The following is a 24823-nucleotide window of genomic DNA, read 5'->3' as shown; positions in this document are numbered from 1 at the left end:
TTGTTTCCTTAACCGATGCACAACCGTGAGAAAAACAAAACGCGTTACCATCAGTGATATCGCCGCGCTGGCGGGCGTCTCGAAAGCTACCGCCAGCCTGGTGCTTAACGGCCGCGGCAAAGAGCTACGCGTGGCGCAGGAGACGCGCGATCGCGTGCAGGCCATCGCCCAGCAGCATCATTACCAGCCGAGCATTCACGCTCGTCTGCTGCGTGAAAACCGCAGCCACACGCTGGGGCTGGTGGTGCCGGAAATCACCAACTACGGTTTCGCTGTTTTTTCTCACGAGCTGGAAAATCTCTGCCGCGAAGCCGGTTTGCAACTGCTTATCTCCTGTACCGACGAAAACGCCAGCCAGGAAACGGTGGTGGTCAACAACCTGGTCGCACGCCAGGTGGACGGGCTGATTGTTGCCTCCAGCATGCAAAACGACACCGACTATGTGAAGCTCAGCGAGCAGTTGCCGGTGGTGTTATTTGACCGACATATCAATGACACCCAGCTCCCTTTGGTTATCACCGATTCGCTGACGCCGACCGCCGAATTAGTTGAACGGCTGGCGCGCGCCAACCCTGATGAAGTCTACTTTCTTGGCGGGCAACCGCGCCTGTCGCCCACCAAAGACCGCCTGGCCGGGTTTATGCAAGGGCTGGAGCGCGCCGGTGTTACCCCGCGACCGGAGTGGATTATTCACGGTAATTACCATCCAAGCAGTGGTTATGAGATGTTCGCCGCTCTGTGCGCGAAACTGGGTCGCCCGCCCAAAGCGCTATTCACCGCTGCCTGCGGCCTGCTGGAAGGGGTGCTGCGTTATATGAGCCAGCACCATATGCTGGAAAGCGATATTCACATTGCCAGCTTTGACGATCACTATTTATATGATTCGCTGACGCTGCCGATTGACACGGTGGAGCAGAATGTCCCGCGCCTCGCGCAGGACTGCTTTGATATCATCACCCGGATGATAGAAGGCAATGAACCGGCTTCACCACAGCGCGTGCTGCCCGCCACGCTGCGCTTTCGCCACCCCGCTTCATAAGAAAATATTCCCCTTCAGCCCTCTCCTGTTTGCTCTATTTTTAATCATGCAGCCCGACTGGCGGCATAACACAAACAGGAGAGAGCAATGAGCCCATCCCTTTACAGTAAAACCCCGTCGGTCGCGGTGCTCGATAACCGCGGCCTGACGGTGCGGGACATTATCTGGCACCGACTTCTCCTTTTTACTTGCCGGCCGTTTTAGGCGGTGCGTGTATCGCTGCGTTTGCGGTTGACCTGGTGCGCTACCGGTTAAACGGCACACCTTCTAATGGTTGCTGCAATTTCCCCGGAGCCTGTAACGAACCACAACTATTGGGCTGCGGGGTGTTTTCCATCACCCCGCGCACAAATTTCAGTTCATCGTCGAAAGCGACGTTAACCACACCGTTATGCGTAATGCCAGGATACGTTTTCCACTCCACCGCATTGCCACCCGCGCAGAGCGCGGCGATAGCGGCATACTGGTGGTGCGGTGACAACGTATGATCGGCAAGCCCGGTTGCGGTAAACAGCGGCGCAGGAAAGGTTTTCACGGGCATATCCGTTACCGCAAGCAATGTTGACTCCACCTGTTTTGTGCCACCGATAAACACCGTGGCGCCAGTCAGTTTTTCGCGCCGCTCATAGCGTCCCAGTTCCGGCATACAGGATGTTCTCGCGAGCGCCAGCATCTTCGCGCCCTTCTCAGTCACCCATTTTTCCGCTGGCGGTGCACCGTCCGGCAGCGAACCGCCAATGATGCGCAGCAGCGTAAAACGGGCAGGATCGCGCTGCCCTGGCCGCGCAGATCCCGGTTTGATCGGGCCATCCGGAAACGTGGCGACCACACCGGTAGCAATGGTCGCGCGAAGCTGAAGTTCCGGCGCGTAATCCGGCGCGAGCAGGCAGGCACCAAGCGATGCGCCAGAACCTTGCGACTGACCGCTAATCACCAGATTATTTGCTACCTGCGGCGTGCTGTTGAGCACCGCGCGCACGCTATCCAGCACCGAACGCCCTTCTGCTTCCCAGTTCATATACGGATGCGGACCAGGCCCGCCAAGCCCCTGATAATCGGTGGCGACGACGGCAAAACCGTGCTTCAGCCACTGGTTGATATAGTGCGCATCTCGCGGGGTCGGGTTAGTCCAGGAAGGCGCACAGCTATCGGCCACGCCCAGCGTACCGTGCGCCCAGGCAACAAGCGGCCAGCCGCCTTTTGGCGCTTGTCCTTTCGGCAACCACAGCGTACCACTGACCGGCACGATGCCGGCATTCCAGCGTTTATCCTGCGAGGTATAAAGAATGCGCGCGATCTGGCTGGCATCGGTAATGTCCGGCTGACCGGGAATTGGCTCTTCACGCAGCATCACGCCGGGTTTATCAGGTAACGTGCCATCCCAGATATAAAACGGGGAAAGCGTTTGATCACCTGCCGCCGGCCCAACCGGCAACGCATTGCTCCAGGCGTTCGCGCCGTTGACCCACATGGTAAGAGCGCAAATCGCATAGTTGAGACGGGGGCAAACGTTCACGATTTTCTCCATAGATAGCGGGATGTTAGCCGTCAGTAAACGAAGTTGGCGGCAAGAATTCAAACCGAAAGTGTGAGTAATTTATTCATACAGGTTGCTTTTGCCTCGCTACTTATTTTAGAGTTATCTAAATTTAGACAATGCTAAACTAAAATGACCAGTCCGGATATCACTTTACTGCAAGCGCAGGCAGAGAAAGCGTCTGCCCTGCTGAAAGCGATGAGTAACCCGCATCGTTTATTGATCCTCTGCATGCTGTGCGATGCGCCTGGCACGTCCGCCGGGGAATTAAGCGCGATCACAGGCCTGAGCCCTTCAGCGACCTCACAGCATCTGGCGCGAATGAAAGAGGAAGGATTGATCGAAAGCCAGCGCCAGGCGCAGCGGGTGAACTACTTCATTAAAGCGCCTGCGATTCGCACGCTGGTCCATACGCTGAAAACCCTTTATTGCCCGGAGGTATAGCCATGCAATACACCCTCGTCACACCAAAAGGAGCCAGCGCGCAGCAGCAAAACGGCGCGCTGATTATTGATATTCGCCAGGCGGATGAATTTCGTCGCGAACATTTGCCCGACGCGCGTTCTCTGCCGCTGGATACACTACTCGCCGGGCAAACCATTACCCAAGTGTCACCGGGCCAGACGGTGATTTTCCATTGCCAGTCCGGCATGCGCACGCAACAAAACGCCGAGGCGCTGGTGCGCGCGGCAGCGCCAGCAAACGTCATGATCCTCGAGGGTGGGCTCAATAACTGGAAGCGCGAAAAGCTACCGACAGTGCAGGATAAACGCCAGCCGCGCCCGCTGATGCAGCAGGTGCAGATTGTGGCAGGCAGCCTGATCCTGCTCGGTGTGGTGCTCGGTTTTACGCTTCATCCCAATTTCTTCCTGCTATCGGGTTTTGTCGGCGCGGGTCTGCTGTTCGCCGGGCTGAGCGGCTGGTGCGGCATGGCGCTGCTGCTGGCAAAAATGCCGTGGAATCGCAGTTAAGAAGCATCGTTATCGCGCGTCATCGCTTCTGCCGATCATTCTGGAAGCTAAATACGCCGAGCCGTATTGTAAGCCTACTCCACAAAGTGTACCCTGTACACCAAAAGGAGAGGTGTGACAGTGAGTCAAGCTATTGTTTTTATTGAAACCTCGATATTTACCCGACAAATTAAACAGATTGCAACGGACGATGAACTGAGAGTGCTCCAGAGAACGCTGATTGAATCCCCGGACAAAGGAGATTTGATTCAGAAGACGGGCGGCCTGCGTAAAATAAGGATGGCAACAGGGTCCCAGGGAAAAAGCGGCAGCGCCAGAGAGATCTATTTTCTGGCAACAGAAGACGTTATCTACCTGGTGATGGCTTATCCTAAAAACGTGAAAGATAGTCTGACTGATGCAGAAAAGGCTGAACTTAAGAAGCTTACCAGGCAATTGAAAGATGAGGTGCAATATGAGTTTCTTTGACGAGCTAAAGGCGTCGCTGGAAGAGGCTGTAGAGATAAAAAAAGGTGCTAAAAAACCAGCCCGTGTTACCCGTTATGAAATTGCAGATGTGAAAGCGATAAGAGAACAACTTAACGTGTCACAGGGCGAAATGGCGAAAGCACTGGGAACGAGTGTGGATACCATTAAAAGTTGGGAGTCCGGGCGGCGCAACCCTACCGGGCTGGCAGCAAAAGTTCTGGCAGCTATCAAAGCTAACCCTGCGTTTTTTAAAGAATTGTCTGCACATTAATGAATAACCTCCGCTGTTGCCGATTATCCTCTGGGTCAAATGAGTGATATATTTCAGAGCCTAACCCCAAGGAGACGTCATGGCGGAATTTGATTCACTTGCGCAGGATCTGCTGGCGCATGCAGATACTGACCAGCAGCGACAGCAGGAACGGGATCGGGTACTACTGGATCAGGTGCTGGAAATTTACGGCCAGAAATATGTGGCGGAGCAGTTAAAAAAAGCGGGTAAAGCCGAGTGGAGCCGCGAATCACTCAATCGCTGGGTCAACGGCAAAGGCAATCCGAGAAGGTTCACCGCCGCCGAAGAGGCGCTGCTGCGCAGCTTGCTGCCCTCCCCGCCCGCTCATCATCCGAACTATCGTTTTCGCTTTATCGATCTCTTCGCCGGTATCGGCGGTATTCGCAGCGGGTTTGAAGCCATTGGCGGGCAGTGCGTGTTTACCAGCGAATGGAATAAAAACGCGGTACGCACCTATAAAGCCAACTGGTACAACGACCACACCGCGCATACCTTCAATCAGGATATTCGCGAAGTGACGCTGAGCGGCAACCCGAATGTTTCCGAAGCCGACGCCTACGCGCACATTGCCGCCACGATCCCCGATCATGACGTTCTGCTCGCCGGTTTTCCCTGCCAGCCCTTTAGCCTTGCGGGTGTCAGTAAAAAGAACGCCATGGGCCGCGCGCACGGGTTTGAGTGTGAAGCGCAGGGCACCCTGTTTTTCGATGTGGCGCGTATTATCAAAGCCCGCCGCCCGGCCATCTTCGTGCTGGAAAACGTTAAAAATTTAAAGAGCCACGACAAAGGCAAAACCTTCAGCGTGATTATGAATACGCTCGATGAGCTGGGCTATGACGTGGCTGACGCCGCGCTAAACGGCAAAGACGATCCGAAAATTATCGATGGCAAACACTTCTTACCGCAGCACCGTGAACGCATTGTGCTGGTGGGTTTTCGCCGCGATTTAGATCTGGCCGACGGTTTTACGTTGCGCGATATCGACCGCTTTTATCCGACAAAACGGCCCGCATTTGGTGAGCTGCTGGAGCCGACCGTCGACAGCAAATATGTGTTGTCGCATAAGCTGTGGGATTACCTCTATCGCTATGCGAAAAAACACGCCGCGAAAGGCAATGGGTTTGGCTTTGGGCTGGTTGATCCAACCCGCGCCGATAGCGTCGCGCGCACCCTTTCGGCGCGTTATCACAAAGATGGTTCGGAAATTCTTATCGATCGCGGCTGGGATAAAGCGCTCGGTGAAACCGATTTTGCCAACGCGGAAAATCAGGCGCGTCGCCCGCGACGGCTGACGCCGCATGAGTGCGCGCGTTTAATGGGGTTTGAAAAAGTGGGCGAAAAACCGTTTCGCATTCCGGTTTCCGATACGCAAGCCTATCGCCAGTTCGGCAACTCGGTTGTCGTCCCCGTCTTCGCCGCCGTGGCCAAACTGCTGGAACCCCGTATTGCTCTCGCCGTAAAACGGCGCAAAAAAATCTAAAACACTTTCCCGGCGCGCAAAGCGCCGGCGCTTATTTAAGTCTTATTTAAGTGTTTAAAAAGTGATCATAAAGTTAATGCTGGCCAGGTCGATATTAGTGGTGCAATCCCGACTCTTTCACGGACTATGGCCATGCTTAAAAATATACGGGTTATTACAGGCATCATTATTGCTCTTTCAGTATTTTGTCTTCTTCAACTGGTTACTGGGGGTCTTTTCTACTCTGCGGTCAATAACGACAGGATTAACTTTCAGAACACTGGCGTGCTGAACGCGCAGCAAGAAAATCTTGGCGACAGCGTGAACACGCTTATTAAAACACGCGTTACGGTTACCCGCGTGGCAATCCGCTTTTTGAAAAACCAGCGCGATCCGGCGTCGCTGGCCAGCATTGAAAAGCTGCTCACTACGGCGGCAGATTCGCTGGGTAAATCTGAAGGGTATTTCAACAACTACAAAAGCACGCCGCGCGTTGCCGGTCAGGACGCCGCATTAGCCGACGAAGTGGCGCAGAACATCACCCAAATGCACGATGTGTTGCAGCAGTCGATCGCTTTCCTGCGCGCCAATAATTACGAAGCTTACGGCAACCTCGACGCGCAGCAAGCGCAGGATGATATGGACGCCAGCTACGCCAAATGGCGGGCGGAAAATAACACCTTCCTGCAAGCCGCCGCGCAACAAAACCAGAGCAGTTTTACCAGCATGCAGTGGACGCTGGGCGTAATTTTGTTAGTAGTGATTGCTGTAATGACCGTTATCTGGCTGGGTTTGCAGCACTTGCTTCTGCGCCCGCTGCACAGCGTGATGGGGCATATCCGCGCCATCGCCGGTGGCGATTTGACGATGACCATCTCGGCCGAAGGGCGCAACGAAATGAGCCAGCTCGCCGCTGGTTTACATGAAATGCAAACGTCGCTGGTGAAAACCGTCAGCGCGGTGCGTAATAGTTCCGATTCGATTTACACCGGCGCCAGCGAAATCTCCACCGGTAACAACGATCTCTCGTCGCGTACCGAGCAACAAGCCGCCTCGCTGGAAGAAACGGCCGCCAGCATGGAACAGTTAACGGCGACGGTGAAACAGAACACCGATAACGCCCGTCAGGCATCGCATCTGGCGAAAAACGCCTCTGATACCGCCGCGCGCGGTGGTGAAGTGGTGAATAACGTGGTGCGCACGATGAGCGAAATTTCCGACAGCTCGCAGCAAATCGCCCATATCACCAGCGTGATCGACGGCATTGCCTTCCAGACCAATATTCTCGCGCTCAACGCGGCGGTCGAAGCGGCGCGTGCCGGTGAGCAGGGCCGTGGTTTTGCGGTGGTGGCAGGCGAAGTCCGTACGCTGGCAAGCCGCAGCGCGCAGGCGGCGAAAGAGATCAAAACCCTGATTGATAACTCTGTGAACCGGGTGAACTCCGGGACCACGCAAGTTGCCGAAGCGGGCGATACCATGAAAGAGATCGTCAACGCCGTGACGCGCGTGACGGATATCATGGGCGAAATCGCCTCCGCCTCTGAAGAACAGAGCAAAGGCATTGAGCAGGTGAGCCTCGCGGTATCGCAGATGGATAGCGTCACCCAGCAGAACGCCGCGCTGGTCCAGGAATCGGCTGCCGCTTCCGCTGCGCTGGAACAGCAAGCCGAGCAGTTGCGTCAGGCGGTTGCCGTGTTCCGTGTTAACGGACACAGCACGCTTCTGAATGCAAAAGCTGGTAAGCCGCAAGCCACGCCGCTGCGCCCGGTCGCTACCGCGGCACCTTCGAGCAGTGACAACAACTGGGAAACGTTCTAACTCCTCGCTAAAAACCAGCGCGATATGCTTGTCGCGCTGGTTTTTCTTCATTTCACAATAGCGTTTGGCACTACAACGCTGTCGCGGTTACTGGCTACTGCTTGCCAGCCTCATGTGCTGCATCGCTCTGTTTTGCGGTCTGCAAAAAGACCGCAAACTGCTGCCACTGCTGCTGTAGCGCGCTGATGTGGTTTTTCTCGATATCACGCATAAACGGCAGCGTTCCGCTACTCTCCACTGACTGGTTGAACTGCCTGAACCAGCTCTCGCTGTCGCTGTTACTGGCGGTAATACTCAGCATTTGATTGCGTACCGCTTGGGAGGCATGTGTGCCCGCGCTTAGTTGATCCATCGCTTGCTGATGTTGCCTGGCTTGTGCCGTATTGCCCAGGCTTTGTGCCAGATTCGACGCCTGCGTCAGTACCACGCGGTGCGTCTGATCGGCCTGCTCGGCTTTTTCGGCAATAAAACCGGCGACAAACTCGCTGGCCTGCTGCTGATAATCAGCAGAGATGTACTTTGACACGACCTCATTCAGCTTCGCCTGGGTCATCGACAGATCCATCGCGCTGGTCGTGTAATCACCGCTCGCTTGCGGTGAGACCAGCGCCTGATGCAGCGCGGCGGCCATGTCATCAGGGTTAACGGTCGAGTGCTGGAAAAAGTCGATAAACTTCACCGCGTCGCCCGCGCTTTGCGGATCGGAATAGAACTCGCTGGCGAGGCTTGGCCCACGCGCATAAGTAGCCGTGTTGGCATTACGAACCACCGCCATTGCCTGCGCCCGCTTTTCAGCTTCTTCTTTGGTTGGCGCAGTGCGCCCTTCCATGCCCTTTGCCAGCGCTTCTGCTGAAATGTTGACGGAAATCGAGCGCTCCGTGACGATCTCTTTTCCGGCAAAGGTGATGGTTTTTGACTGACGTATTTCGGGTAGCGTCTGCAACGCGGCAGCCGAACCGACATCCTGAATGCTCATATCTTCTCCATAGAATTGACCTTCACCAGTCGGTTATCGTCGACAACGCAGGGGTTCTTTACTGGTTTGCGCAAAATTCACGCAAAACCACCATAACCAGGGGTGTTGTGAGGTGAGTTTTAATAGTGGGCGGAGACCCGCCCGACAGGAGTTAATTACGGGTTTGCACCCAAAACGCGTGGATCAGGCCAGGGAAATAGCCCAGCAGTGTAAGCAGGATGTTAATGATAAATGCCCAACCAAAGCCTTTGCCAAGCAGCACGCCCAGCGGCGGCAGAATAATGGTAAATACAACTCGCCAGAAACCCATATAAACCTCCTGTGCAACGTCATTCCAGCTGATTGAAAAAAAGACAATCCCTTAAAGATTAGCCACTTTGCCTGCACCTGCCACTTTCATTGGCCGTGTTTACCCTCTTTTACGCTGTACCCTGGCGGACGTTCAGGCTATGTTTACCTTCACAAACTCATTACAAAAGGAGCAAAGCATGTTTTCTGTCGGCGATATTGTGCAGCCACGCATTGGCGGGCCAAAACTGAAAGTACTGGAAGTTCATCAGGATCAGATTGTCGCGGTTCCGGCCCACGACGAGCAGGCAGCAAAAATCACGCTGAAAGCGGAAGATGTCTCTCTGTATAAAGAAGACGGTGATTTTGGCGTCTGCTGATCGGCGGCGGTGGGCGTTCTCCCACCGCTTAAATCTTCATTTCCATTCAAAAAAACCGCATAAACACGCAACCTCATTTTCAGCACTAAACACTGCCATTCACGCTTAGTTAGCATAAAAAATGCTGCCCACGGTTTTATTTCTCCCCCGGAAGCATAGCGCGCTAAAACAGGGGTATGCGCTTACCTGTTAATGAGTGCATCACATCACATATCAAAAATAACGCTTTGATATTTAATGAATTTAATGACCGCTCCAACAAAAATAATGAAATGCGTAAAATTCACGCAAACGCAGAGCACTTTATCCAACAAAAAAAAGAAAATAAAAATTTATCGCTAGTTGTTAGTTTCAATGCAGATAGATAATCTACACACATCAAACCAGCCGTTGTAAAACGCTAACACGACCGTTCATTTGCCCGTTTATTGATTATCAAGGAGCACCACCATGTTCTCTTCGCAGTCTCGCCTGCGTCACGCCGCTGCGGACACCTTTGCTATGGTTGTCTACTGTTCGGTAGTGAACATGTTGATTGAAATATTTCTCTCCGGAATGAGCTTTGAACAGTCACTTTCATCGCGGCTTGTCGCTATCCCGGTGAACATTATTATTGCCTGGCCTTATGGTATGTACCGCGATGCGTTTATGCGTTACGCCCGTCGTATTAGCCCGTCTGGCTGGATGAAGAATCTCGCCGATGTGCTGGCCTACGTGACCTTTCAGTCACCGGTGTATGTCGCCATTTTGTGGGGAGTCGGTGCCGACTGGCACCAGATTGTCGCCGCGGTCAGCTCCAATATTGTGCTGTCGATGATGATGGGCGCGGTGTACGGTTACTTCCTCGATTATTGCCGCCGCCTGTTCCGGGTGAGCAACTACCATCAGGCCAAGGCCTGATGGCGGGCGGCAGGCTTTGGTCTGTCGCCTTTTAATGCGCGTCGCCAAATAACCCCGTAATAAACTTTTCCAGCGCCACGCGCGAGCTAAAGCCGTGCGGAATGCCGTAATGCTCCTGCGCATCGCCGCCGAAATAGAGCGGGAAATTCTGGTAGTGATCGCACAGTTTGATGTCCGAGGCGGGTTCCGCAAGCGACGAACTGCGTTCTTTCAACGTGGGGTGGATCACCAGCGCCGTGCGTCCCATACGCGCTTCGCGGTTAACATACACATAATTTTCGCCACGGCGATAACCATAGGTTTTCGGCGTGGCCACATCCATGGTAAATCCCACTTTTTCCAGCACGCGCGCCACTTCATCGGGTCTTAAATACATAGATTTTCCTCGTCATCTTTCCAAAGCCTCGCCACCTTACATGACTGAGCATGGACCGTGACTCAGAAAATTCCACAAACGAACCTGAAAGGCGTGATTGCCGTCTGGCCTTAAAAATTATGGTCTAAACTAAAATTCACATCGAAAACGAGGGAGGATCCTATGTTTAACAGACCGAATCGCCGTGACGTAGATGAAGGTGTTGAGGATATTAACCACGATGTTAACCAGCTCGCTGACAGCCTCGAAGCTGTGCTGAAATCCTGGGGCAGCGACGCAAAAGACGAAGCGGAAAGCGCGCGCCGTAAAGCACAGGCCCTGCTGAAAGAGACCCGCGCGCGCATGCATGGCCGCACCCGTGTGCAACAAGCGGCAAGAGATGCCGTGGATTGTGCCGATACATTTGTCAAAGACAAACCCTGGTGCAGCGTTGGCGCTGCCGCTGCGGTCGGTATTTTTGTTGGCGCGCTGCTAAGCTTGCGCCGCTAACGAATTTCCGCACGACGCAACCCCTGCCGGTTCTCCCGCAGGGGTTTTTATTTGCCTGCTCCTTGCCCTTTTCTGTACAAAACGCGTACAAACCGCCCTTACCCATTGTTTCCATCCTTTGGGCAAAGCCTATGATAATTTCCTATATATTGTGTGGTTGCATCTTTAAATAACTACATCTAGTATTCATATCAGTAGCACACACACTAACTGACGCGAAACTTCGCGCCGCGACTCCATTTTAGACGGAAATACGAATTATGCGCATTACCATTTACACTCGAAATGATTGTGTTCAGTGCCACGCCACCAAACGTGCCATGGAAAGCCGTGGCCTGGCGTTCGAAATGGTGAACGTTGACCACGTGCCGGAAGCAGCAGATGAGCTGCGTGCGATGGGCTTTCGTCAGTTACCGGTGGTTGTCGCCGGGGACACAAAATGGTCCGGTTTCCGCCCGGATATGATTAACCGCTTACATGCCGCGCCGAGCGTCGCCAGCGCATGAGCACCCTCGTCTACTTCTCCAGCAGCTCGGAAAACACGCAGCGTTTTATCGCGCGTCTCGGGCTGCCGGCCGTGCGCATTCCACTTAATGAGCGCGAACGCCTGCAGGTAGACGAACCTTATATCCTGGTGGTGCCCAGTTATGGCGGCGGCGGTACGGCCGGCGCGGTTCCCCGCCAGGTGATCCGCTTTTTGAACGATCCGCACAACCGGGCGTTGATTCGCGGCGTGATCGCCTCCGGCAACCGTAATTTCGGCGACGCCTTTGGTCGCGCAGGCGATGTGATATCGCAAAAATGCGCCGTGCCGTATCTGTATCGTTTTGAGTTGATGGGCACTCAACAGGACATCGACAACGTGCGTAAAGGAGTGAGCGAATTTTGGCAACGACAACCGCAGAGCGCGTGATGCAATCCGCGCCCGATTATCACGCGCTGAATGCGATGCTGAATCTTTATGATAAAGATGGCCGCATTCAGTTTGATAAAGACCGCGAGGCGGTGGACGCCTTTATGGCAACCCATGTGCGCCCCAATACCGTCACGTTTAACAGCCAGGATGAACGTCTGAACTGGCTGGTGGCGGAAGGTTATTACGATGACAGCGTGTTAGCCCGTTACGATCGCGCGTTCGTCGTCGATCTGATTGCCGATGCGCACGCCAGCGGTTTCCGCTTCCAGACCTTTCTGGGCGCATGGAAGTTTTACACCAGCTACACGCTGAAAACCTTTGATGGCAAACGCTATCTTGAACATTTCGAAGATCGCGCCTGTATGGTGGCACTGACGCTGGCGCAGGGCGATAAAACGCTGGCGCGTCAGTTAACCACCGAGATCCTCTCAGGCCGTTTTCAGCCCGCGACGCCAACCTTCCTCAACTGCGGCAAACAGCAGCGCGGCGAGCTGGTCTCCTGCTTCCTGCTGCGTATTGAAGACAATATGGAGTCGATTGGCCGTGCGGTGAATTCCGCATTGCAGCTTTCCAAACGCGGCGGCGGCGTCGCATTTCTGCTCTCCAACCTGCGAGAAGCCGGCGCGCCGATCAAGCGCATTGAAAACCAGTCGTCCGGGGTGATCCCGGTAATGAAAATGCTGGAAGATGCCTTTTCCTATGCCAATCAACTTGGCGCACGCCAGGGTGCTGGCGCGGTCTATCTACACGCTCATCACCCGGATATTCTGCGTTTTCTCGACACCAAGCGCGAAAACGCCGACGAGAAAATCCGTATCAAAACCCTGTCGCTCGGCGTGGTGATCCCGGATATCACGTTCCGTCTGGCGAAAGAGAACGCGGAGATGGCGTTGTTCTCGCCTTATGACGTTGAACGTCTGTATGGCAAACCGTTCGGCGATATCGCCATCAGCGAGATGTACGAGCAACTGCTGGCCGACCATCGCGTGCGTAAAAGCTACATTAACGCCCGCGATTTCTTCCAGACGCTGGCGGAAATCCAGTTTGAGTCCGGCTACCCGTACATCATGTTTGAAGATACGGTTAACCGCGCCAACCCGATTGCCGGGCGCATTAACATGAGCAACCTATGCTCGGAAATTTTGCAGGTGAACAGCGCCTCGACTTTTGATGAGAATCTTGATTACGCCGACACCGGGCGCGATATCTCCTGTAATCTTGGCTCGCTGAACATTGCGCATACCATGGACTCACCGGACTTTGGTCGCACGGTGGAAACCGCCATTCGCGGGTTAACCGCCGTGTCGGATATGAGCCATATCCGCTCTGTGCCGTCGGTAGAAGCGGGTAACGCCGCATCACATGCTATCGGCCTTGGGCAGATGAACCTGCACGGTTATCTGGCACGCGAAGGCATCGCCTACGGCAGCCCGGAAGGGCTCGATTTTACCAATTTCTATTTCTACACCATTACCTGGCATGCGCTGCATACCTCCATGATGATCGCCCGCGAGCGCGGCCAGCATTTTGCCGGTTTCCCGGCTTCGCGCTACGCCAGCGGCGAATATTTCAACCAGTACCTGGAAGGCGACTGGCAGCCGAAAACCGAGAAAGTCCGTGCGCTATTTGAACGTGCTGGCATCACCATTCCAACCCGCGAGATGTGGCAGCAACTGCGCGACGATGTGATGCGCTACGGCATTTATAACCAGAACTTGCAGGCGGTGCCGCCCACCGGATCGATTTCGTATATCAACCATGCGACATCGAGTATTCACCCGATTGTGTCGAAGATTGAGATCCGTAAAGAGGGCAAAACCGGGCGCGTTTACTACCCGGCACCGTTTATGACTAACGATAATCTGGCGCTGTATGAAGACGCCTACGACATCGGGCCGGAAAAGATCATTGATACTTACGCCGAAGCCACGCGCCATGTGGATCAGGGATTATCGCTGACGCTGTTCTTTAAAGACACCGCCACCACCCGCGATATCAACAAAGCGCAGATTTACGCCTGGAAAAAAGGCATCAAGTCGCTGTATTACATTCGCCTGCGCCAGCTTGCGCTGGAAGGCACCGAAATCCAGGGCTGCGTGTCCTGCGCGTTGTAAGGAGAAAAGGATGAGCCAACTATCACGCGTCAGCGCGGTGAACTGGAACAAAATCCAGGACGACAAAGACCTGGAAGTGTGGAACCGCCTGACCAGCAACTTCTGGCTACCGGAAAAAGTGCCGCTGTCGAACGACATTCCCGCCTGGCAGACGTTAAGCCCGGCGGAACAGCAACTCACCATTCGCGTGTTTACTGGTCTGACGTTGCTCGACACCATTCAGAACACCGTCGGCGCGCCCGCGCTGATGGCGGACGCGCTAACGCCGCACGAAGAGGCGGTATTGTCGAATATCAGCTTTATGGAAGCGGTACACGCCCGTTCTTACAGCTCGATTTTCTCTACGCTCTGCCAGACCAGGGATGTCGACGCCGCCTACCTTTGGAGCGAAGAGAACGCCGCATTGCAGCGCAAAGCGCAACTGATTTTGCAGTATTACCGTGCCGATGAGCCGCTGAAGAAGAAAATCGCCAGCGTGTTTCTGGAATCTTTCCTCTTCTATTCCGGTTTCTGGTTACCGATGTACTGGTCGAGCCGCGGTAAGCTCACTAACACCGCCGATTTGATTCGCCTCATCATTCGCGATGAAGCGGTGCACGGCTACTACATTGGTTATAAGTACCAGAAAGGGCTGGAAAAAGTGAGTGCGGAAAAACGCGAAGAGCTGAAAAACTTCGCGCTCGATCTGCTGATGGATCTCTACGAGAACGAACTGCGTTACACCGACGATCTGTACGCCGGAAGCGGCTGGGACGAAGATGTGAAAGCGTTTCTCTGCTACAACGCCAACAAAGCGTTGATGAACCTCGGTTACGAGCCATTATTCCCGCCGGAAATGGCCGAAGTGAACCCGGCCATTTTGTCCGCACTCTCGCCAAATGCCGATGAAAACCACGACTTTTTCTCCGGCTCCGGCTCGTCATACGTGATGGGTAAAGCCGTCGAAACCGAAGACGAAGACTGGAATTTCTAATCTTTCTTTCCTCTCCCCATCGGGAGAGGAATATTCCCGTGGCTAATACATTTAAAATACCCCGCAGTGAAAAAGGATATTATTATTTCAATAATGTCTTCACGATTTCCCGGCACAATATCCCCGGAGCTTCTACACTGTAATTGCTTCGTCATTTTCATCTGAATCAGCACTATTCAGGTGCGATTTCCCGATGAATTTCAAAAAAAATCTCATCCGCCGCCAGCCCTTATTTCATGGGAAATGGCGGCAATTATTGCTTGAGCAAATTCTTAAAGACGGGAAATTCAGGGTTGTCTCAGATTCTGAGTATGCTAGGGTATAGCCAGTAAATTATTATCACCAGGTACGATATCGACACAATAAATAACAGGAACTCTATTATTGCATGGCAATTAAATTAGAAGTTAAAAACCTATATAAGATATTTGGCGAGCATCCACAGCGGGCTTTCAAATATATTGAAAAAGGACTTTCGAAAGAGCAAATACTGGAAAAAACGGGTCTGTCGCTTGGCGTGAAAGACGCCAGTCTGGCCATTGAAGAAGGCGAGATATTTGTCATCATGGGGTTATCCGGATCGGGTAAATCCACTATGGTACGCCTTCTCAATCGCCTGATTGAACCCACCCGTGGACAGGTGCTGATTGACGGCGTGGATATCGCCAAAATATCAGACGCCGAATTACGCGAGGTGCGCAGGAAAAAGATTGCGATGGTCTTCCAGTCATTTGCATTAATGCCCCATATGACGGTGCTGGATAATGCCGCCTTTGGCATGGAGTTAGCCGGTATTCCGGCGCAAGAACGCCAGGAAAAAGCGCTGGATGCGCTGCGTCAGGTTGGGCTGGAGAATTATGCGCACAGTTATCCGGATGAACTCTCTGGCGGTATGCGTCAGCGTGTTGGTCTGGCGCGCGCATTAGCCATCAACCCCGATATCTTATTAATGGATGAAGCCTTCTCCGCGCTCGATCCATTAATTCGCACCGAGATGCAGGATGAACTGGTAAAACTTCAGGCCAAACACCAGCGCACCATTGTATTTATTTCCCACGATCTCGATGAAGCCATGCGTATTGGCGACAGGATTGCCATTATGCAAAACGGCGAAGTGGTGCAGGTCGGCACGCCGGATGAAATATTGAATAATCCGGCTAATGATTATGTGCGTACTTTCTTCCGCGGCGTCGATATTAGTCAGGTATTTAGCGCCAAAGATATTGCGCGTCGAACGCCTGTCGGGCTAATTCGCAAAACGCCCGGCTTCGGCCCGCGTTCGGCGTTGAAATTGTTGCAGGATGAAGACCGTGAATTCGGTTACGTGATTGAACGCGGCAATAAATTTGTCGGCGTTGTCTCCATCGACTCCCTGAAAGAGGCGCTCGGTCAAAGCCAGGGGATCGAGGCGGCGTTAATCGACTCCCCGCTTGCAGTGGATGCCGAAACGCCGCTCAGCGAGCTGCTCTCCCACGTTGGGCAAGCGCCCTGCGCCGTGCCAGTGGTGGGTGAAGAGCAACAGTATGTGGGCATCATCTCCAAACGGATGCTGCTGCAAGCTTTAGATCGCGAGGGGGCAAACAATGGCTGATCAAAACAACCCGTGGGATAGCGCACCAGCAACCGACAACGCCGCGCAGTCGGCGGATGCCTGGGGCGGCGGCAGTAGCGCACCAGCCGATGGCGGCAGCGCAGACTGGCTGCACAGCGCGCCGGCACCCGCGCCGGAACACTTCAATATTATGGATCCGTTCCATAAGACGCTGATCCCGCTCGATAGCTGGGTGACGCAGGCGATCGACTGGGTGGTGATGCACTTCCGCCCGCTGTTTCAGGGTATTCGCGTGCCGGTGGATTACATCCTCAGTGCGTTCCAGCAAATGCTGCTGGGTATGCCCGCACCGGTAGCGATTATGCTTTTCTCGCTAATCGCCTGGCAGATGAGCAGCGCCGGAATGGGCGTTGCCACGCTGGTATCACTGATTGCTATTGGCGCTATCGGTGCCTGGTCGCAGGCGATGGTGACATTAGCGCTGGTGCTGACCGCCCTGCTGTTTTGCGTGGTGATCGGCTTGCCAATGGGGATTTGGCTGGCACGCAGCCAGCGCGCGGCGAAAATCGTTCGCCCGTTACTGGATGCGATGCAGACCACCCCCGCGTTTGTCTACCTGGTGCCGATTGTGATGCTGTTTGGTATCGGCAACGTGCCGGGTGTAGTGGTGACGATTATCTTCGCCCTGCCGCCGGTGGTGCGTCTGACCATTCTCGGCATTAACCAGGTGCCGGCCGATTTGATTGAAGCCTCACGCTCATTTGGCGCCAGCCCGCGCCAGATGTTGTTCAAAGTACAGTTACCGCTGGCCATGCCCACCATTATGGCGGGAATTAACCAGACGTTGATGCTTGCCCTCTCCATGGTAGTGATCGCCTCGATGATCGCCGTTGGCGGGCTTGGCCAGATGGTACTGCGCGGTATTGGTCGTCTTGATATGGGGCTTGCCACCGTGGGCGGCGTGGGGATTGTTATCCTCGCCATCATTCTCGACCGCCTGACGCAGGCTGTCGGTCGCGATTCCCGCAGCCGCGGTAATCGTCGCTGGTATCAAACCGGCCCGCTGGGTCTGCTGACCCGCCCTTTCGCTAAATAATCTGTCGCCCGGCAACCTCGCCGGGTAGCAGTATCCCACCTGAACAATAAGGAACAACGATGCGACATAGCGTACTTTTTGCCACAGCGTTTGCCACCCTTGTCTCTACCAGTGCATTTGCTGCGGACGCAGAACTGCCAGGCAAAGGCATCACCGTGAAGCCTTTTCAAAGCACTATCGCCGAAGAGAGCTTCCAGACATTGCTGGTGAGCCGCGCTCTTGAAAAACTCGGCTATACCGTGAATACCCCGGACGAAGTGGATTACAACGTCGGTTACACCTCAATGGCGGCGGGCGATGTGACATTCACCGCCGTCAACTGGCAACCGCTGCATGACGACATGTATGCCGCTGCCGGGGGCGACAAAAAATTCTACCGTGAAGGCACTTATGTCACCGGTGCGGCGCAGGGTTACTTGATCGATAAGAAAACCGCCGAGAAATATCACATCACTAACATTGAGCAGCTAAAAGATCCGAAAATCGCCAAACTGTTTGACGGGAACGGCGACGGCAAAGCCGACATGATGGGTTGCTCACCGGGCTGGGGATGCGAAGCGGTGATTAACCACCAGCATCAGGCATATGGTCTGGAAAACACCGTCACCGTCAGCCACGGAAATTATTCGGCGATGATGGCCGATACCATTACCCGCTTCAAAGAAGGCAAACCGGTGCTCTACTACACCTGGACGCCATACTGGGTAAGCGACGTGCTGAAACCGGGTAAAGATGTGGTCTGGCTGCAGGTTCCATTCTCTTCCCTGCCGGGAGAGCAGAAAGATATCGACACTAAACTGCCAAACGGCATGAACTACGGGTTCCCGGTAAACACCATGCATATTGTTGCCAACAAAGCCTGGGCCGAGAAAAACCCGGCGGCGGCGAAACTGTTCGCAGTGATGAAACTGCCGCTGGCCGATATCAATGCCGAAAACGCCATGATGCATGCGGGCAAATCGTCTGAAGCGGATATTCAGGGTCATGTTGACGGCTGGATCAAAGCGCACCAGCAGCAGTTTGACGGCTGGATCAAAGAGGCTCTTGCCGCGCAGAAATAACCTGTCGCAGTCACCTTTTCACCAGCGCCACCGGTTTCGTGCCGGATGGCGCTTTTGCTTATTCAGCGCTCGCCTGTTCGCCTGTTCGCCTGTTCGCCTGTTCGCCTGTTCGCCTGTTCGCCTGTTCGCCTGGCAGGTTACGCAACCGCACGTTCCGACACGCGAACTTCCTCACACATTTCAATCTATTGGCTATCATGAGTGTCTGGAAAAAACATACCTGACTGACAACGCCAATGACTACACCGAACCAGGGCCTTAGCCCGGCGCTGATTGCGCTGATGTCCGTTGCTACCGGCCTCGCCGTCGCCAGCAACTACTATGCGCAACCGCTCCTCGATACCATCGCCCACGCCTTTTCGCTCACGCCCAACCAGGCCGGATTTATTGTTACCGCCGCCCAGCTTGGCTACGCCGCCGGGCTGTTATTTCTTGTGCCGCTTGGCGATATGTTCGAACGACGTGCGCTGATAGTGCTGATGACGCTGTTGTCGGCAGGCGGCATGCTGATCACCGCCAGTAGTTCGTCACTCGGGCTGATGATCCTCGGTACCGCGCTGACCGGGCTGTTTTCCGTGGTGGCGCAAATTCTCGTCCCGCTGGCCGCCACGCTGGCAACGCCGGACAAACGCGGCAAAGTGGTGGGCACGATCATGAGCGGTCTGCTGCTCGGCATTTTGCTGGCGCGTACCGTTGCCGGATTACTGGCAAGCCTCGGCGGCTGGCGCACGGTTTACTGGGTCGCCAGCGTGTTAATGGTGCTGATGGCGCTGGCGCTGTGGCGCGGGCTGCCGAAAATCAAGCAAGAGAATCACCTTAATTATCTGCAACTGCTGGGTTCGGTATTTGCTCTGTTCGCGAGAGATAAACTGTTACGTACCCGGGCAATGCTTGGCTGCCTGAGCTTTGCGAACTTCAGCATTTTGTGGACGTCAATGGCGTTCCTGCTGGCCTCACCGCCATTTCAGTTCTCCGAGGCGACGATCGGCCTGTTCGGCCTGGTGGGCGCCGCAGGCGCACTCGGCGCGCGGCAGGCCGGTGGTCTGGCGGATCGGGGTCACTCCCATCTCACCACCACCGGCGGTCTGATTCTGTTGCTGCTCTCCTGGGTGGCTATCTGGCTTGGACACAGCTCGGTTATCGCCCTGGTCATTGGCATTATCGTGCTGGATCTCACCGTGCAGGGGGTGCATATCACCAACCAGACGGTTATCTATCGCGTGAAACCTGATGCGCGAAACCGTCTGACCGCAGGCTATATGACCAGCTATTTTATTGGCGGCGCGGCAGGCTCGCTCATCTCCGCTTCCGCCTGGCAACACGCAGGCTGGACAGGGGTTTGCCTGGCGGGTAGCGTTCTGGCGCTGCTGAATCTGCTGGTTTGGTGGCGAGGATTTCACCGTCAGGAGGCGGCAATGTAAACAACTCCCCCACGTTTGCACGTTTCGGAGGAACACCGGGGTGTTAACGAGTCCCTCAGTCTGTTAAGGTTATGGGACTTGTTTATCCCGGTTATATTAACGTGGGTGATATATAACAAACATTATGGATATGGATAGTTCTGCAACCGCAACAAAGAGTACGTCTGACCAGAGCGCGACATTTCTGGAAGGTATCAAAGACAGCCTTCCCATCGTTTTGAGCTACGTCCCCGTTGCGTTTGCCTTTGGCATGAATGCCACCAAACTTGGTTTTACCCCACTCGAAAGCGTTTTCTTCTCCTGCATTATTTATGCGGGCGCCAGCCAGTTCGTCATTACCACCATGCTTGCCGCGGGTAGCGCATTATGGGTTGCCGCGCTGACCGTGATGGCCATGGATGTTCGCCACGTACTGTATGGCCCGTCGCTGCGCAGTCGTATTCTGCAACCGCTCAAAAACCGCAAAACTGCCGCCTGGGCTTTTGGTCTGACGGATGAGGTATTTGCCGCCGCCACGGCGAAACTGGTGCGTGATAACCGCCGCTGGAGCGAAAACTGGATGATCGGCATCGCCTTATTTTCCTGGCTTTCATGGGTGGCGGGCACGGTGCTGGGTGCGTTTTCCGGCGACGGACTGCTGGAAGGGTATCCGGCGGTGGAATCGGCGTTAGGGTTTATGTTGCCCGCGCTGTTTATGAGTTTTCTGCTCGCCTCATTCCAGCGTCGCCAGATAAGTGCTGTCTCGGCGGCGCTGCTTGGCGCGCTGGCGGGCGTCACGCTGTTTTCCATTCCTGCCGCAATTCTGGCCGGGATTTTCGCTGGCTGCCTGGCCGCGCTGGTTCAGGCGTTTTATCAAGGAGCACCGGATGCGCAATGAGGTGCTGCTGCTCGGCCTGCTGGTGGGCTGCGTCAATTTTCTTTTCCGTTATCTGCCGTTGCGTATCCGCGCCGGACAGTCACGCCCGACGAAACGCGGCGTGAGCGGTGTGTTTTTAGACACCATTGGCATCGCCTCTATCTGCGCACTGCTTGTGGTTTCCTGCGTGCCGGAAATTGCCGCCGACAGCCGCCGTCTGCTGCCAACACTTGCCGGTTTCGCGGTGCTCGGTGTCAGCTTCTGGAAAACACGCAGCATTATTCTCCCCACGCTACTGAGCGCTTTCGCGTACGGAATCGTCTGGAAACTCCTGACAGAAGCATAGATAAGGCAAATTTATTACTACAAATAATACATTTACTTTATTTGTCACTGTCGTTACTATATCGACTGCAATTAATGAGGTTATACCCAAATGGATAGTTCGTTTACGCCCATTGAACAAATGCTTAAGTTTCGCGCCAGCCGCTATGAAGATTTCCCGTTCCAGGAAATTCTGTTAACCCGCCTGTGTATGCATATGCAAGGCAAGCTGCTGGAAAACCGCAATAAGATGCTGAAAGCGCAGGGCATTAACGAGACGTTGTTTATGGCGCTGATTACCCTGGAATCTCAGGAAAATCACAGTATTCAGCCTTCTGAGCTGAGTAGCGCGCTGGGATCATCCCGTACCAATGCGACACGCATTGCCGATGAGCTGGAAAAGCGCGGCTGGATTGAGCGTCGCGAAAGCGATAACGATCGCCGCTGTCTGCACCTGCAGTTGACCGATAAAGGTCATGAGTTCCTGCGCCAGGTTCTGCCCCCGCAGCATAACTGCCTGCATCAACTCTGGTCTTCGCTAAGCGTTAGCGAAAAAGATCAGCTTGAGCATATCACCCGAAAACTCCTGACGCGTCTCGACCAGATGGAAGAGGACGATGTCATTCTCGAGGCGTTGCGCTAACGCGATAAGACGCTCGAATATCCAGGATATAAAAATACTGAAGAGCCAGTATCTACTGGCTTTTTTGGCAAAAACAGGCCGGCGGTTGCCGGGATGAAAATAAGAAGATCGTGGAGAAAAGCATGAGCGCAAATGCGGAGAGTCAAACCCCGCAGCAACCGGTCAAAAAGAAAGGCAAACGTAAAAGTACCCTTCTTCTGCTGACCTTGCTCTTTATTGTTATTGCCGTGGCATACGGGATTTATTGGTTTTTGGTACTGCGTCACTTCGAGGAAACCGATGACGCGTACGTGGCAGGGAACCAGGTGCAAATCATGGCGCAGGTGTCTGGCAGCGTGACGAAAGTCTGGGCCGATAACACCGATTTCGTTAAACAGGGCGATGTGCTGGTCACGCTGGACGCGACAGATGCGCAACAGGCGTTTGAAAAAGCACAAACCACGCTGGCAAGCAGCGTTCGCCAGACCCGCCAGTCAATCATCAACAGCAAACAGTTGCAGGCGAGCATTGAGCTGAAAAAAACCGCCCTCGCCCAGGCGCAGAGCGATTTTAACCGCCGCGTGCCGCTCGGCAGTGCCAACCTGATTGGTCGCGAAGAGCTGCAACACGCCCGTGACGCCGTGGCCAGCGCACAAGCAGAGCTGGATGTCGCCATTCAGCAGTACAACGCTAACCAGGCCATCGTGCTGGATACGCCGCTGGAAGATCAACCGGCAGTCAAACAGGCGGCAACGGAAGTCCGCAATAGCTGGCTGGCGCTGCAACGCACGAAAATTGTTAGCCCGATTACCGGCTACGTTTCTCGCCGCGCCGTGCAGCCTGGCGCGCAGATCACCACCTCAACACCGCTGATGGCAGTAGTTCCGGCCAGCAACCTGTGGGTGGATGCCAACTTTAAAGAGACGCAGCTTGCGCATATGCGCATTGGCCAGAATGCCACCATCATCAGCGACATTTACGGTGATGAAGTGAAGTACACCGGTAAAGTGGTCGGTCTGGATATGGGCACCGGCAGTGCGTTCTCGCTGCTGCCCGCGCAAAACGCCACCGGTAACTGGATCAAAGTGGTTCAGCGTCTGCCGGTACGTATTGAGCTGGATGCAAAACAGCTCGCCGATCATCCGCTGCGTATTGGCCTTTCCACGCTGGTGAAAGTGGATACCGCCGATCGCGAAGGTCAGGTGCTGGCAAGCCAGGTGCGCACCAGCCCGGCTTATGAAAGCAACGCCCGGGAAATCAGCCTTGAGCCGGTCAACACGTTGATCGAAAACATCGTGAAAGCCAACGCCGGTTAATCTGAGGTGAGTGCAATGCAACAGAAACCGCTGGAAGGCGCGCAGCTGGTCATTATGACCATTGCGTTGTCGCTTGCGACCTTCATGCAGGTGCTGGACTCGACCATCGCTAACGTTGCTATTCCGACTATTGCCGGTAACCTTGGCTCCTCGCTGAGCCAGGGGACCTGGGTGATCACCTCGTTCGGGGTGGCGAACGCCATCTCGATTCCGATCACTGGCTGGCTGGCGAAACGCGTTGGGGAAGTGAAGCTGTTTCTCTGGTCTACCGTCGCCTTCGCTATCGCCTCCTGGGCATGCGGCGTCTCCAGCAGCCTGGGGATGCTTATTTTCTTTCGCGTGATCCAGGGGATTGTCGCAGGGCCGCTGATCCCGCTGTCGCAGAGTTTGTTGCTTAGCAACTATCCGCCTGCCAAGCGTTCTATCGCGCTGGCGCTGTGGTCAATGACGGTGATCGTCGCCCCCATTTGCGGGCCGATCCTCGGCGGTTATATCAGCGATAACTACCACTGGGGTTGGATCTTCTTTATCAACGTACCAATCGGTGCGCTGGTGGTGTTGCTGACCTTGCAAAGCCTGCGTGGGCGCGAAACGCGTACCGAGCAGCGGCGCATTGACGGTGTGGGTCTGGCGCTGCTGATCGTCGGTATCGGTAGCCTGCAAGTGATGCTCGACCAGGGTAAAGAGCTCGACTGGTTTAACTCGACGGAGATCATCGTGCTGACGATTGTCGCCGTGGTGTCGATAAGCTTCCTGGTGGTGTGGGAGTTGACTGACGATAACCCGATTGTCGATCTGTCGCTGTTTAAGTCGCGCAACTTTACCATCGGCTGCTTGTGTATCAGCCTTGCCTATATGCTCTATTTCGGCGCGATTGTATTGTTACCGCAGTTGTTGCAGGAAGTGTATGGCTACACCGCGACCTGGGCGGGGCTGGCTTCCGCGCCGGTTGGCGTGATCCCGGTACTGCTGTCGCCAATTATTGGCCGCTTCGCACATAAGCTGGATATGCGCCGTCTGGTGACGTTCAGCTTTATCATGTACGCGGTGTGCTTCTACTGGCGCGCCTATACCTTCGAGCCGGGCATGGATTTTGGCGCTTCGGCGTGGCCGCAGTTCATTCAGGGTTTCGCGGTGGCGTGCTTCTTTATGCCGCTGACGACCATCACCCTTTCCGGTTTGCCACCAGAGCGACTGGCGGCGGCGTCGAGCCTGTCGAACTTCGCGCGTACGCTGGCGGGCTCCATCGGGACCTCGATCACCACGACGCTGTGGACGAACCGGGAATCGATGCACCATGCACAGCTTACGGAGTCGGTCAACCCGTACAACCCGAACTCGCAGGAGATCTATAACCAGTTGCAGGGAATGGGCATGTCGCAGCAACAGGCTTCCGGCTGGATAGCACAGCAGATAACCAACCAGGGGCTGATTATCTCCGCTAATGAGATTTTCTGGTTCTCTGCGGGGGTGTTCCTGATCTTGCTGGGGCTGGTGTGGTTTGCCAAACCGCCCTTTGGTGCGGGCGGCGGCGGCGGTGGCGCGCATTAACCTGAAAAGCAAATCGCCTCCATCAGGA

General features: G+C 54.7%; 28 protein-coding genes. 24 read left to right on the top strand and 4 right to left on the bottom strand.

Going from position 1 to position 24823, the window contains the following annotated elements:
* Window positions 1-25: 25 nt before the first annotated feature.
* Window positions 26-1039, top strand: coding sequence for a substrate-binding domain-containing protein (locus BN2591_RS21065; RefSeq protein WP_086873729.1), 1014 nt, complete (start codon window positions 26-28; stop codon window positions 1037-1039).
* Window positions 1040-1283: 244 nt separating this feature from the next.
* On the opposite strand, the gene BN2591_RS21060 is transcribed toward BN2591_RS21065, so the two are convergent.
* Window positions 1284-2555, bottom strand: coding sequence for a lipase family protein (locus tag BN2591_RS21060; protein ID WP_244173042.1), 1272 nt, complete (start codon window positions 2553-2555; stop codon window positions 1284-1286).
* A gap of 153 nt (window positions 2556-2708) precedes the next feature.
* On the opposite strand from BN2591_RS21060, the gene BN2591_RS21055 reads away from it, so the two are divergent.
* From BN2591_RS21055 to tcp, 6 genes are all read left to right on the top strand, one after another.
* A complete protein-coding gene (locus BN2591_RS21055) occupies window positions 2709-3020 on the top strand; it encodes an ArsR/SmtB family transcription factor (protein WP_086873727.1) in 312 nt (103 codons plus the stop codon).
* A gap of 2 nt (window positions 3021-3022) precedes the next feature.
* On the top strand, window positions 3023-3547 hold the full coding sequence (locus BN2591_RS21050; RefSeq protein WP_086873726.1) for a rhodanese family protein: 525 nt from the start codon (window positions 3023-3025) through the stop codon (window positions 3545-3547).
* Between the two features lie 120 nt (window positions 3548-3667).
* Window positions 3668-4015, top strand: a complete 348-nt coding sequence (locus BN2591_RS21045) for a type II toxin-antitoxin system RelE/ParE family toxin (protein WP_086873870.1) — start codon at window positions 3668-3670, stop codon at window positions 4013-4015.
* Window positions 4002-4286, top strand: a complete 285-nt coding sequence (gene nadS / locus BN2591_RS21040) for a NadS family protein (RefSeq protein ID WP_086873725.1) — start codon at window positions 4002-4004, stop codon at window positions 4284-4286. Before BN2591_RS21045 ends, nadS begins: the two co-directional genes overlap by 14 nt.
* Window positions 4287-4365: 79 nt before the next feature.
* On the top strand, window positions 4366-5787 hold the full coding sequence (locus tag BN2591_RS21035) for a DNA cytosine methyltransferase (protein ID WP_086873724.1): 1422 nt from the start codon (window positions 4366-4368) through the stop codon (window positions 5785-5787).
* Between the two features lie 132 nt (window positions 5788-5919).
* Window positions 5920-7584, top strand: a complete 1665-nt coding sequence (gene tcp, locus BN2591_RS21030; protein ID WP_086873723.1) for a methyl-accepting chemotaxis citrate transducer — start codon at window positions 5920-5922, stop codon at window positions 7582-7584.
* A gap of 94 nt (window positions 7585-7678) precedes the next feature.
* Here tcp and BN2591_RS21025 read toward each other — a convergent pair whose 3' ends face one another.
* Window positions 7679-8560 (bottom strand): hypothetical protein, encoded by an 882-nt coding sequence (locus BN2591_RS21025; protein WP_086873722.1) that lies wholly within the window; start codon window positions 8558-8560, stop codon window positions 7679-7681.
* Window positions 8561-8711: 151 nt separating this feature from the next.
* The gene (locus tag BN2591_RS21020) at window positions 8712-8870 is read right to left on the bottom strand and encodes a YqaE/Pmp3 family membrane protein (protein ID WP_017459341.1); all 159 of its coding nucleotides are present in this window, start codon (window positions 8868-8870) and stop codon (window positions 8712-8714) included.
* A 178-nt stretch (window positions 8871-9048) separates the two neighbouring features.
* On the opposite strand from BN2591_RS21020, the gene BN2591_RS21015 reads away from it, so the two are divergent.
* The 3 genes from BN2591_RS21015 to alaE all read left to right on the top strand — a co-directional run bounded on the left by BN2591_RS21015 (window position 9049) and on the right by alaE (window position 10128).
* Complete coding sequence (locus BN2591_RS21015; protein WP_020454900.1) at window positions 9049-9228, top strand: hypothetical protein; 180 nt, start codon at window positions 9049-9051, stop codon at window positions 9226-9228.
* 176 nt (window positions 9229-9404) lie between these two features.
* On the top strand, window positions 9405-9596 hold the full coding sequence (locus BN2591_RS21010) for a hypothetical protein (RefSeq protein WP_086873721.1): 192 nt from the start codon (window positions 9405-9407) through the stop codon (window positions 9594-9596).
* Window positions 9597-9678: 82 nt separating this feature from the next.
* Entirely contained in the window at window positions 9679-10128 is a 450-nt protein-coding gene (gene alaE, locus BN2591_RS21005) for an L-alanine exporter AlaE (protein WP_017459339.1), read from the top strand.
* 31 nt (window positions 10129-10159) lie between these two features.
* On the opposite strand, the gene BN2591_RS21000 is transcribed toward alaE, so the two are convergent.
* Window positions 10160-10504 (bottom strand): DUF2002 family protein, encoded by a 345-nt coding sequence (locus BN2591_RS21000; RefSeq protein ID WP_086873720.1) that lies wholly within the window; start codon window positions 10502-10504, stop codon window positions 10160-10162.
* A 162-nt stretch (window positions 10505-10666) separates the two neighbouring features.
* On the opposite strand from BN2591_RS21000, the gene BN2591_RS20995 reads away from it, so the two are divergent.
* From BN2591_RS20995 to emrB, 14 genes are all read left to right on the top strand, one after another.
* A complete protein-coding gene (locus BN2591_RS20995; RefSeq protein ID WP_086873719.1) occupies window positions 10667-10993 on the top strand; it encodes an ElaB/YgaM/YqjD family protein in 327 nt (108 codons plus the stop codon).
* Between the two features lie 260 nt (window positions 10994-11253).
* A complete protein-coding gene (gene nrdH, locus BN2591_RS20990; RefSeq protein WP_086873718.1) occupies window positions 11254-11499 on the top strand; it encodes a glutaredoxin-like protein NrdH in 246 nt (81 codons plus the stop codon).
* Window positions 11496-11906, top strand: a complete 411-nt coding sequence (gene nrdI, locus BN2591_RS20985) for a class Ib ribonucleoside-diphosphate reductase assembly flavoprotein NrdI (RefSeq protein ID WP_086873717.1) — start codon at window positions 11496-11498, stop codon at window positions 11904-11906. The genes nrdH and nrdI overlap by 4 nt, the downstream gene beginning before the upstream one ends.
* On the top strand, window positions 11879-14023 hold the full coding sequence (nrdE, locus tag BN2591_RS20980) for a class 1b ribonucleoside-diphosphate reductase subunit alpha (protein WP_086873716.1): 2145 nt from the start codon (window positions 11879-11881) through the stop codon (window positions 14021-14023). Before nrdI ends, nrdE begins: the two co-directional genes overlap by 28 nt.
* A gap of 10 nt (window positions 14024-14033) precedes the next feature.
* Complete coding sequence (gene nrdF, locus BN2591_RS20975) at window positions 14034-14996, top strand: class 1b ribonucleoside-diphosphate reductase subunit beta (RefSeq protein ID WP_086873715.1); 963 nt, start codon at window positions 14034-14036, stop codon at window positions 14994-14996.
* Window positions 14997-15384: 388 nt separating this feature from the next.
* Window positions 15385-16587 (top strand): glycine betaine/L-proline ABC transporter ATP-binding protein ProV, encoded by a 1203-nt coding sequence (proV, locus tag BN2591_RS20970; protein ID WP_086873714.1) that lies wholly within the window; start codon window positions 15385-15387, stop codon window positions 16585-16587.
* Window positions 16580-17644 (top strand): glycine betaine/L-proline ABC transporter permease ProW, encoded by a 1065-nt coding sequence (proW, locus tag BN2591_RS20965; RefSeq protein WP_086873713.1) that lies wholly within the window; start codon window positions 16580-16582, stop codon window positions 17642-17644. Before proV ends, proW begins: the two co-directional genes overlap by 8 nt.
* A 59-nt stretch (window positions 17645-17703) precedes the next feature.
* Window positions 17704-18705: a glycine betaine/L-proline ABC transporter substrate-binding protein ProX gene (gene proX, locus BN2591_RS20960; RefSeq protein WP_065370247.1), complete on the top strand. Its 1002-nt coding sequence runs from the start codon at window positions 17704-17706 to the stop codon at window positions 18703-18705.
* 236 nt (window positions 18706-18941) lie between these two features.
* The gene (locus tag BN2591_RS20955; protein ID WP_086873712.1) at window positions 18942-20126 is read left to right on the top strand and encodes an MFS transporter; all 1185 of its coding nucleotides are present in this window, start codon (window positions 18942-18944) and stop codon (window positions 20124-20126) included.
* Window positions 20127-20256: 130 nt separating this feature from the next.
* Window positions 20257-21003 carry an AzlC family ABC transporter permease gene (locus BN2591_RS20950; RefSeq protein WP_086873869.1) on the top strand — a complete coding sequence of 249 codons (747 nt, stop codon included), beginning with the start codon at window positions 20257-20259 and terminating at the stop codon, window positions 21001-21003.
* Window positions 20993-21328 carry an L-valine transporter subunit YgaH gene (gene ygaH, locus BN2591_RS20945; RefSeq protein ID WP_086873711.1) on the top strand — a complete coding sequence of 112 codons (336 nt, stop codon included), beginning with the start codon at window positions 20993-20995 and terminating at the stop codon, window positions 21326-21328. The genes BN2591_RS20950 and ygaH overlap by 11 nt, the downstream gene beginning before the upstream one ends.
* Window positions 21329-21418: 90 nt before the next feature.
* Window positions 21419-21949 (top strand): transcriptional repressor MprA, encoded by a 531-nt coding sequence (mprA, locus tag BN2591_RS20940; RefSeq protein ID WP_017459325.1) that lies wholly within the window; start codon window positions 21419-21421, stop codon window positions 21947-21949.
* A 122-nt stretch (window positions 21950-22071) separates the two neighbouring features.
* Window positions 22072-23244 carry a multidrug efflux MFS transporter periplasmic adaptor subunit EmrA gene (gene emrA, locus BN2591_RS20935; protein WP_086873710.1) on the top strand — a complete coding sequence of 391 codons (1173 nt, stop codon included), beginning with the start codon at window positions 22072-22074 and terminating at the stop codon, window positions 23242-23244.
* A gap of 15 nt (window positions 23245-23259) precedes the next feature.
* Window positions 23260-24795 carry a multidrug efflux MFS transporter permease subunit EmrB gene (gene emrB, locus BN2591_RS20930; protein ID WP_020454913.1) on the top strand — a complete coding sequence of 512 codons (1536 nt, stop codon included), beginning with the start codon at window positions 23260-23262 and terminating at the stop codon, window positions 24793-24795.
* Window positions 24796-24823: the final 28 nt, after the last annotated feature.

The organism is Kosakonia pseudosacchari (assembly GCF_900184035.1).
GTDB classification, from domain to species: domain Bacteria; phylum Pseudomonadota; class Gammaproteobacteria; order Enterobacterales; family Enterobacteriaceae; genus Kosakonia; species Kosakonia pseudosacchari.
This window is presented reverse-complemented; position numbering and strand designations above follow the sequence as displayed.

Excerpts from the sequence above, each read along its gene's own strand:
- BN2591_RS21055 (WP_086873727.1), top strand. The coding sequence starts at position 2,709 with ATGACCAGTCCGGATATCACTTTACTGCAAGCGCAGGCAGAGAAAGCG.
- BN2591_RS21050 (WP_086873726.1), top strand. The coding sequence starts at position 3,023 with ATGCAATACACCCTCGTCACACCAAAAGGAGCCAGCGCGCAGCAGCAA.
- nadS (WP_086873725.1), top strand. The coding sequence starts at position 4,002 with ATGAGTTTCTTTGACGAGCTAAAGGCGTCGCTGGAAGAGGCTGTAGAG.
- BN2591_RS21035 (WP_086873724.1), top strand. The coding sequence starts at position 4,366 with ATGGCGGAATTTGATTCACTTGCGCAGGATCTGCTGGCGCATGCAGAT.
- tcp (WP_086873723.1), top strand. The coding sequence starts at position 5,920 with ATGCTTAAAAATATACGGGTTATTACAGGCATCATTATTGCTCTTTCA.
- BN2591_RS21025 (WP_086873722.1), bottom strand. The coding sequence starts at position 8,560 with ATGAGCATTCAGGATGTCGGTTCGGCTGCCGCGTTGCAGACGCTACCC.
- BN2591_RS21020 (WP_017459341.1), bottom strand. The coding sequence starts at position 8,870 with ATGGGTTTCTGGCGAGTTGTATTTACCATTATTCTGCCGCCGCTGGGC.
- BN2591_RS21015 (WP_020454900.1), top strand. The coding sequence starts at position 9,049 with ATGTTTTCTGTCGGCGATATTGTGCAGCCACGCATTGGCGGGCCAAAA.
- BN2591_RS21010 (WP_086873721.1), top strand. The coding sequence starts at position 9,405 with ATGCGCTTACCTGTTAATGAGTGCATCACATCACATATCAAAAATAAC.
- alaE (WP_017459339.1), top strand. The coding sequence starts at position 9,679 with ATGTTCTCTTCGCAGTCTCGCCTGCGTCACGCCGCTGCGGACACCTTT.
- BN2591_RS21000 (WP_086873720.1), bottom strand. The coding sequence starts at position 10,504 with ATGTATTTAAGACCCGATGAAGTGGCGCGCGTGCTGGAAAAAGTGGGA.
- BN2591_RS20995 (WP_086873719.1), top strand. The coding sequence starts at position 10,667 with ATGTTTAACAGACCGAATCGCCGTGACGTAGATGAAGGTGTTGAGGAT.
- nrdH (WP_086873718.1), top strand. The coding sequence starts at position 11,254 with ATGCGCATTACCATTTACACTCGAAATGATTGTGTTCAGTGCCACGCC.
- nrdI (WP_086873717.1), top strand. The coding sequence starts at position 11,496 with ATGAGCACCCTCGTCTACTTCTCCAGCAGCTCGGAAAACACGCAGCGT.
- nrdF (WP_086873715.1), top strand. The coding sequence starts at position 14,034 with ATGAGCCAACTATCACGCGTCAGCGCGGTGAACTGGAACAAAATCCAG.
- proV (WP_086873714.1), top strand. The coding sequence starts at position 15,385 with ATGGCAATTAAATTAGAAGTTAAAAACCTATATAAGATATTTGGCGAG.
- proW (WP_086873713.1), top strand. The coding sequence starts at position 16,580 with ATGGCTGATCAAAACAACCCGTGGGATAGCGCACCAGCAACCGACAAC.
- proX (WP_065370247.1), top strand. The coding sequence starts at position 17,704 with ATGCGACATAGCGTACTTTTTGCCACAGCGTTTGCCACCCTTGTCTCT.
- BN2591_RS20955 (WP_086873712.1), top strand. The coding sequence starts at position 18,942 with ATGACTACACCGAACCAGGGCCTTAGCCCGGCGCTGATTGCGCTGATG.
- BN2591_RS20950 (WP_086873869.1), top strand. The coding sequence starts at position 20,257 with ATGGATAGTTCTGCAACCGCAACAAAGAGTACGTCTGACCAGAGCGCG.
- ygaH (WP_086873711.1), top strand. The coding sequence starts at position 20,993 with ATGCGCAATGAGGTGCTGCTGCTCGGCCTGCTGGTGGGCTGCGTCAAT.
- mprA (WP_017459325.1), top strand. The coding sequence starts at position 21,419 with ATGGATAGTTCGTTTACGCCCATTGAACAAATGCTTAAGTTTCGCGCC.
- emrA (WP_086873710.1), top strand. The coding sequence starts at position 22,072 with ATGAGCGCAAATGCGGAGAGTCAAACCCCGCAGCAACCGGTCAAAAAG.
- emrB (WP_020454913.1), top strand. The coding sequence starts at position 23,260 with ATGCAACAGAAACCGCTGGAAGGCGCGCAGCTGGTCATTATGACCATT.